At 38.8% G+C, this 8,109-nt stretch carries 8 protein-coding genes and 1 pseudogene; 3 read left to right on the top strand and 6 right to left on the bottom strand.

Annotated features, from left to right (window positions below; translation table 11 throughout):
* From QVB70_RS01610 to QVB70_RS01620, 3 genes are all read right to left on the bottom strand, one after another.
* Positions 1 to 946 (bottom strand): ABC transporter permease (locus QVB70_RS01610; RefSeq protein WP_287582713.1); only part of this gene is annotated, 946 nt, incomplete at its 3' end.
* 26 nt (positions 947 to 972) lie between these two features.
* A complete protein-coding gene (locus QVB70_RS01615; RefSeq protein ID WP_287582715.1) occupies positions 973 to 1,749 on the bottom strand; it encodes an ABC transporter ATP-binding protein in 777 nt (258 codons plus the stop codon).
* A gap of 166 nt (positions 1,750 to 1,915) precedes the next feature.
* Positions 1,916 to 2,062, bottom strand: coding sequence for a hypothetical protein (locus tag QVB70_RS01620; protein WP_287582717.1), 147 nt, complete (start codon positions 2,060 to 2,062; stop codon positions 1,916 to 1,918).
* Between the two features lie 165 nt (positions 2,063 to 2,227).
* On the opposite strand from QVB70_RS01620, the gene QVB70_RS01625 reads away from it, so the two are divergent.
* The 3 genes from QVB70_RS01625 (at position 2,228) to QVB70_RS01635 (ending at position 5,776) form a co-directional block, all read left to right on the top strand.
* Entirely contained in the window at positions 2,228 to 3,265 is a 1,038-nt protein-coding gene (locus QVB70_RS01625; protein ID WP_287582718.1) for an AAA family ATPase, read from the top strand.
* An 89-nt stretch (positions 3,266 to 3,354) separates the two neighbouring features.
* Entirely contained in the window at positions 3,355 to 4,116 is a 762-nt protein-coding gene (locus tag QVB70_RS01630; RefSeq protein WP_287582720.1) for an ABC transporter ATP-binding protein, read from the top strand.
* A gap of 19 nt (positions 4,117 to 4,135) precedes the next feature.
* Entirely contained in the window at positions 4,136 to 5,776 is a 1,641-nt protein-coding gene (locus QVB70_RS01635) for a hypothetical protein (RefSeq protein ID WP_287582722.1), read from the top strand.
* A gap of 73 nt (positions 5,777 to 5,849) precedes the next feature.
* Here QVB70_RS01635 and QVB70_RS01640 read toward each other — a convergent pair whose 3' ends face one another.
* The 3 genes and pseudogenes from QVB70_RS01640 to QVB70_RS01650 form a co-directional block, all read right to left on the bottom strand.
* The gene (locus QVB70_RS01640) at positions 5,850 to 6,407 is read right to left on the bottom strand and encodes a hypothetical protein (protein WP_287582724.1); all 558 of its coding nucleotides are present in this window, start codon (positions 6,405 to 6,407) and stop codon (positions 5,850 to 5,852) included.
* A 165-nt stretch (positions 6,408 to 6,572) separates the two neighbouring features.
* Positions 6,573 to 7,772 carry a nitrate/nitrite transporter gene (locus QVB70_RS01645; protein WP_287582726.1) on the bottom strand — a complete coding sequence of 400 codons (1,200 nt, stop codon included), beginning with the start codon at positions 7,770 to 7,772 and terminating at the stop codon, positions 6,573 to 6,575.
* 100 nt (positions 7,773 to 7,872) lie between these two features.
* Positions 7,873 to 8,109, bottom strand: a pseudogene (locus tag QVB70_RS01650) (hypothetical protein); the annotation flags it as partial.

Below are 8,109 nucleotides of genomic sequence, written 5' to 3' on the forward strand. Positions count from 1 at the left end.
TACCAGCAAAGAATAGACCACTTCGCATACCTTCGACGCCACTACGGGCTGATTCCAACTGGCTTTGTTTTGGAGCATAAACAGTTAACCCCTCATCCTTCACAACATCCTCAAGCCTTTTCTGCACATCTTCCCACACATCTGCGTAAGCCTTGTCCATTTCAACAATAATCTTATCGATCTTGCTTCCGGCTTTATATAATGACTGTGCTTCCCTCAATGGAATAAACACAGACGCACCATAGCCCACCTCTCGAATTTTTCCTGTAGCTTCTGCAAAGGCTACAATATCAAAAATTTTGGTTCTTACTCTGTTTCCGCTCGTTCGATATTTGACTTTAAGGCGATCACCAACCGTAGCATTAACTAATCTGACATTACCATCATCATCATCTTCTTCATAAGCAATTCCTTCCATTAGCAATTCGCTTACTATAGCCACCTTTTTCTGAAGGAGGTCATTGACTGGGTCGTTAGTTTGATAATCCCATAAGTCACCAAACTCATTATCGTATTTTGGATCGATTCCAACGACTTGTGCTGCTGTGGAATTCCCATAAGGCTTTGTAAAGATAATACAGTAACGCTGCATTCGGGGAGCTGCTGATTGTACACCTTCAACCTGTAAAATATCTTCAAGAATATCCTGATCAAAAGGTTCACCATCAAGTCTTGTGATTTCGAAATCAACCTTTCCTCCTGAAATTTCTATAACATTAAAGAAACTTTGAAGAGCATTATCAGCTGATATATTAAAAGCTACATATAATGAAATAGACAAGGTCACTCCTAGAACTGTGAGAATATTGCGAGTTTTTCTGCGTCCTAAGTTGCGGATGGCAAGTTTTATTAGTCTTCTTTCGAATTTCGCTAGCAGCCCCACAACAACAGCAATGATCACTAGAATAATCAAAAATAAATTTGCAGCTAATATTTCTAGTTGCATTACATACCCTCGTACACTAAGATAATCTATCTTTGATCACTTATATAGCCAGTAATTCCACGATAAGCTCGAAGTTCCTCATCGCTAATTTCGAGCAATCTACGTGCCGTAGGCTTATCTGTAGCAATCAGTCCATCAATTATTCGAATAAGTCGATCACAATGTTCTGAAACAACAGGATCGTGAGTGATAACGATCATAGTGACACCCATGTTTTTGTTCAGGTGATGCATTATGTCAAGAATTTCATCTCCAGTCTTCGTGTCTACGTCACCTGTTGGTTCATCAGCTAACACGATTGAAGGGGTATTTGCTAATGCACGGGCAATAGACACTCGTTGTCTTTGTCCACCACTGAGTTCATCGGGACGATGATGTAGACGATCTCCTAGTCCAACCATTTCTAGAAGTTCTATGGCGCGTTTCTTGCCTTCTTTTTCAGCAACTCCCGTGACCATCATCGGCAACTCCACATTTTCCAAAGCGGTCAGTACAGGAACTAGATTGTAGAATTGGAAAATGAATCCAATTTCACGTGCCCTTAGTTCAGTCAAAGCACTGTCAGACAGTTTTGAAATGTCTTGTCCGTTGATAAACACTTGTCCTGCTGTTGGGTTGTCTAGACCACCGATCATGTTTAATAAAGTCGATTTTCCACTTCCAGACGGACCCATGATAACTAAGAACTCTCCTTTCTTTATTTGAAGGTTAATGCCCCTTAGAGCGGGTACTATAACGTCTCCTAAATGATATTCCTTCTTTAAGTCAATTGCCTCAACTACTATTTCGCTATTTTCTGGCAACTTGATTCTTCCTTCAATTTATGAAAACTAAGAAGCCCGGAAAAATAAATTGATAATTTGAAACCATTGAAAACTCTTGTCTCTTACTATATATATATTTGCCCAGAAGAGGGGGAAGGGCAGGGAACACTCTCTAGAAGAGGAAATATGGTGTTTAAAAAAAGTTTTACATTACATTAGCATAAGAATGAATTTTACCATCATAAATCAAACATTCCATTTGTTCTATCGCTTTATAGAAGTTTAGGGTGGCATAACCATTCCGATGTGCTCTTCTAATCAAATAATTGATTGCAGGGACATTCTCCTTCATTTTATCACCATGACTAAATTGTTCCAACAGATCTCTTACATTTCTGTTAAATGTTAATTAAACGCCATTACTTAAAAACACGAGTAACATTAGCTGAATTACCCCAATGTTACATATCTATTAAACAGAGTTTACACATTTCTACTTTTGAAAGGAGGACCTACTTTGTCTTCAGAAGAATTTGAATGGTTTCAAAAAATGAATTGGAGTAAAAATCCATTTCAATTAAGTCCAGTAGGAAAACCTGATTTAGTTGTTGGGTTTGACGAAGAATTTCAGTTGCTGAAAAACTACATTCGCTTAGGATATGATGTAGTTATAGAAGGGCCTTATGGTAGCGGGAAAACTTCGCTGCTATTATGCCTAGAAACGCTATTCAAAGATAATAGACTCCCAATCTTTTTTTATGCTCCTCCCGAATCAGTTGCGGAATTGATACAAATAATTGGTATGGAACTAAAATTCGATGGTGAGATACTGCCACAAGTGCTGTATCAAACACTTAGAAGGTCAGACGACAGAATAATTCTCCTTATAGACGAAGCACATGATCTAAATATCGATGTTGCTAAAATGTTACGGGGATTATCTGATCTAGACAATATAAGCATTATTTACAGTGCTTTAAACGGATTTTCCTTCGATAAACTGCCGAAAATTTTGAATACTCTGGCAGATCGAGTTCAAGAGATCATATATCTAGATCTTCTTTCTGAGGAAGAAGTGATATTAGCTATCGAAAAAAGAATAGAAGACGTTAGTGAAGAAAACGAGGTCTCTCCTTTCACTGAAGATGCTCTAAATTTCATCGCACAAGTGTCAGAAGGAGCACCTAGAGAAGCAATAAAACTATGCTCTGCCGCCATAGCCATAGCTATACGAGATTCAATATTCGAGATTGATATTGACATATTAGAGAAAATTACAAAAAGAAGACCATCAGAAATTGTTCGAAAGATCCAGAGACTGGGAGACAGAGAAAAACAGGTAATTAAACTATTTGTTTCTCATCCTGTAATAACAACAGGGCTTGTTAAAGATGAATTATCAGTTTCATCCCAAGCCTCATATAACGTGATTGCCCGCCTCATGGAGAAGGAATTAGTAACATCTAGAGAGGCAGAAGGCAGGGGCAACGAATATCTTCCTGTCGGTTTAGTAAAACGTATCTTAACCCAAGAAACCGCTCCCTTTTTGCTCTAAGCCTTCAGGGAAAAGTACTTAAACATAGTTTAAGGAGTTGCTAGTGCTATTTATGTTTAGTAGCGGAGGCAAAAACAATTTCTTCTTCGGTGAAAGCTCTTGAAATACGTTCAGTCACAAAAAACTATGACTCTATAACAGCATTGGAAGGAATAGATCTTGATATCGAAAAAGGTACAATAGAAGGATTGCTTGGTCCTAATGGTTCAGGGAAATCAACGCTGATGAAGTCAATAATTGGACTTGTAAAACCTGATGCTGGAGACATAAGAGTATTTGGCAAAAGTGTTTTAGAGCATCCCGTTGAAACAAAAAAACTTATTGGTTATGTACCAGAAGACCCAAGACTGTATGAATTTTTAACAGCAGTAGAATATCTAGATTTTATAGCTGATGCATACGCGATAGACGTTGACACGAAAGAAAAAAGAATCAATGAATTTCTAGATGCATTCGGACTTAAAGGAAGAACGAACGAACTAATCAGTGGATATTCTGGTGGCATGAAACAGAAACTTGCCATTATTTCTTCACTACTTCATAAACCTCGAATTCTTATATTTGATGAAGCGTTAACTGGCTTAGATCCTATATCTGCGCGAATCGTGAAAGATCTGTTACATAAACTTGCAAAAGCAGGAGTTACAATCCTTTTTAGTACTCATGTCCTTGCAATAGCAGAGGTAATGTGTGATCAGATTACATTAATGCACTCAGGGCAGATAATCGCCAGAGGACAACTTGATGAACTTCAAGAACAAGCAAAGCTTTCGGAATCAAATTTAGAAGATATTTTCTTGAAACTTACAGGCACAGATAATCTCAAGGCAATTGTCGATGCCTTACGATAAATGGTTAGTGGATATCTCAATGAACCTAAGAGTGATTGTTAGTATTAGCAGGATTTATACTCTTTCCTTTCTTAGAAGAAGACAATCAAGCCCGCAAACTATAAATAAATTAATCAGAAGACCTTTAATAATACTTCTTTTAGACTTATTTGCGTTTATCATTTGCGTCTTTTTAGGCTATATTATAGATGAAGTTTTACTAATAGATGAAGAATTAGCATTCATAGGTGAAACTATAAATGAAATGCTGATTTTTGTACCTGCACTTATGATCGGACTTCCACTTGCTTATGGCATCCTATTCGAATTTTCGCAAGCTGCACAAACATTTACAACTGAAGCTGTCAATATGTTGCCTATTCGTGCTGATGAATACGTATTAGGCTCAGCGCTTTCTACAATCTTTATTCTCTCTCCAATCATTTTTGTAGTACTAGGATTCACATTGGGCTTAGTAGGCATTGGAGGAGGTCTTTACTTCTTGTGGTTTAGTATTCTAGCGCTTTCCATTCTAGCCCTATCTGGAGGGGCATTTATAGTCGAGATAATTCGAGCTATTACTAACCGTGTATCTTCAGCATTTTACTCAAGAGGGGGGCGATCATCAGTATATATTCGCTTCGTTCTTTCGGTTATCATATTCCTAGTTGCTATGTTGCTTTTTAATTTCAATTTTCTGTTCCTTCTGCTCGAAGCGTATTCAGTAGAAATCATTTCGGCATGGTACGTTCCTTTGCTATGGCCATCCATTGCAATCTTGAATCTTATAGCAGGAAATTTGCTATTGGCAGGAATGTATGGATTACTATTTCTTGTTTTTTGCGTATCGTGCTTTTTTGCAAGTGTCAAACTACGAGAGAAGTACTGGGCGCCTCAACCAGTCTCTATAAAGATTTCTAGTAAGTTATATCAACCAAGAAAAGGAATATTGCAAAGAATTGGTTATGCTCCAGCCGAAGTTGCATTAATCCGTAAGGATCTTAGAGGATTAATCAGAAGAAAAGAGATGATACGTATTGTAGTCGCACCTCTATTTTCAACCGCTATTATGGTCATTACACTCCTAGTGACGCCCCAAACAGAAGAAATGCCCACTGGACTTTTTAATCTGTTCTTCTTGATGGGACCCATTCTCTTTGGCTGGTTGCTAGGAATAACGTCTTTTGGTCAAGAAGGGGAGTCAATGCCAATCGTATATAGTTTACCAATTGGGTCAAAAGAACTCACAAGAGCAAAAATTAGTTCATCGTTGTTCATTGCACTTATCAGTTTAATTGCTACGCTTTGTTTGATTTATATAATCCTCCCTGCTAGTTCATTCGATTTTATGCTCGTTTTTACGCTCCTTTCTGTTCTATTGACAATTGAAGCAACGATCATAGGAGTTGCAGTTGGGGCAAACTATCCAGACTTTACAACAACACCTCGTTCCCGCTTTATTACAGTTACAGGGTCCATGGTGGGTATAGTTTTCTTAGGTATCGGTTTGCTTATAATTTCACTGCCATTTTTGATTTTTTACACGATCGAATTCGAAGCGATAAACTACTTAGTTGCTTTTGGAAGCCTCATACTCATTGGATTGTTTGTTTGCTGTTTTACGTATAAAATGGCGCTTAAAAACACAAAAAAATTATTAGAAAGGGCTCAAATCATGTAATTAGATAAAAGAAACGCGTGAAAAGTCCTGCAAAAAGAGAAATAAAAAAGGAGAGTTCGGCAAAACCCTTTTTCTAACTGAAATAGGGTGTATTTTTTCTGTCAAATCCCCGAACGACCTCAATACGTGGCATTCCACGTTGATCTGGGGATCGTTCAAGCATCGCATAGTCTTCTGGAGTGTAATACCTCATGAAGGGAAACAATGCACCAAGTCCCTGTACAGCAAGCTTGACGGCAGGATGGTTTTCATCCTGTATGATTTGTAGGGTTACATCTCTAGTAACTTGACGACACAGTCGCTCATCAGTGATGCCAAGAGCGTGGATATATTCATGAAGCATTACGTGAAAAAGGTACGCGTTATATAGTTCATCGGACTCTTTTGCATGCATCCGAATTCTTCGAAGTGGAGTTTTATTGATGACTATCCAGTTGCTGCCCACCACATGGTACGCTCCGATAAAGTAGTTTCTTTGTGCACCTAAATCCTGTAAGCCAAGCATTATGCCGCCTCTCTTTCTATTGAGGGTTTTTATAAGAGCCTCCTCAACGAGTTCAAAAACATCTGAGAAGTCCTTTGCTGCGCTTAACTTTGTTACCAATTCATTATCGGATGATTCAACTGACATTTCATTCCACTCCAATAGTTTTTATTTATATAGAAATGCACACTCGAAATATTTGTACAGATAACTCTGTACATATCTATGTTTATCGAGTTTTATAAACATTATGGAGAAGGTATGCTTTCATTTTATCAAACCTTGTGAAACTAAAATTGTAAGTGAAGTGTATCAAATTTTACTAGAAAAGGCTATTATAGCTCCAGCTAACGCTGTTACGGCTGGGACGAGCCAAACGAATATCCACGAGCCAGTGGCATCAAATACGGCCCCCATTACGATAGGAAGAATAAACGATCCCAAAGATGCCATAAAACTTATAAAACCTAACGCAACGCCTTCTACGGTAGAATCAACCGATTCACTTGCTGCTGAAAAAACTCCAGCATTTGAAACCCAGCTAAAGATGCCTATGAGTACTATACCTATCACTGCGAAGAAAAAAACTGATGATGCACCAATCAGGTAGAAAGCGGGAGCAGAAATCAAGGTTGGTAGCCATATTATGATCTTTCTCCCGAATCTAAGCTTCAATTTATCAGAGATCCATCCGCCGCCTAGAAGAGATGGCACCGCAAGTATCGAAACAATACCTGCAGTGGCAGCTGCGCTGGCGACATCCATTTTCAGCAAAGATACGAATGTGGTCGGTGCAAAAGTTGCATAAGCAGTAGTTATTCCAACTATGACAAACCATACGACTCCGATTTTCCATAATTCGAAATTTCTAAATGCTTGTGACATAGGTTCAAAAAATGATGTCGAATTTGTAGGCATACTATCGGACCAGCTGATTTCAGGGATTTCTTGCTGGGCTAGAAGGAAACAGAGCATGCAAACAAGACTCAAAACGCCAAAACTTACAGCTGTCAGAAATATACCAAAAATCGATAAGATATAACCCATAGCAAAAACGCCTATGATCCCTCCAGTGCCAAATCCTGATGCTAACACTCCTGACACGAATCCTCGCTCCTGTGGAGTAAAACATCTTATAGTCCAAGCTAAAGGCGGAGCGCCTGAAAAAGTTACACCAATTCCTAAAATGAATCTTGCTAAAGCTAATAACTCAAAAGTGGCAGAAAAAGCAATTAGGATTAGTCCAATTGCCAAAGAAAGCAAACCTAGCATTCCTAGTTTTCGCCCTCCGTATCGAGCGATTAAAATGCCTGCTGGGATAGCAAGGAAAATACCTGGAATCCATGAAACCGCCATTAGGGTTCCTGCCTGTACGCCTGTCAGTCCAAGTTTCGGAATCAGTAGTGTCAACATTGGACCAATACTTAGGAGTGCAATGGCCTGCATTGACCACGAAAACCACGAAACGCCCAACACGACCCAGCGAAATCTTAATTTTCCAATTTCAGCCATATCATATCATAACCTTACATGTTACTACACAAGAAAGCCCCATTGCTCTAGCGTGAGGTAGTTCACAATCTTGAATCACTACCATTGACTGATAATTAAGTTATTTTTTGATCAAAAAGGCTACTATTGCTCCAAATAAAGCTATTACAGCTGGAACTGCCCAAACAAATAACCACGAGCCAGTGGTATCGAATACAAAACCCATTAGCAAGGGCAAGATAAATGATCCAAGGGCTGACCCAAACGCCAAAAATCCGAAGGCACAACCTACCATAGCTTCAGAATCTACGGATTCAGCACCAGCAGCATAAGCTGCGGCACTCGAAACCCAGTTGAA

Origin of the sequence: Candidatus Borrarchaeum sp., from assembly GCF_019058535.1 — an archaeon.
GTDB lineage: Archaea > Asgardarchaeota > Sifarchaeia > Borrarchaeales > Borrarchaeaceae > Borrarchaeum > Borrarchaeum weybense.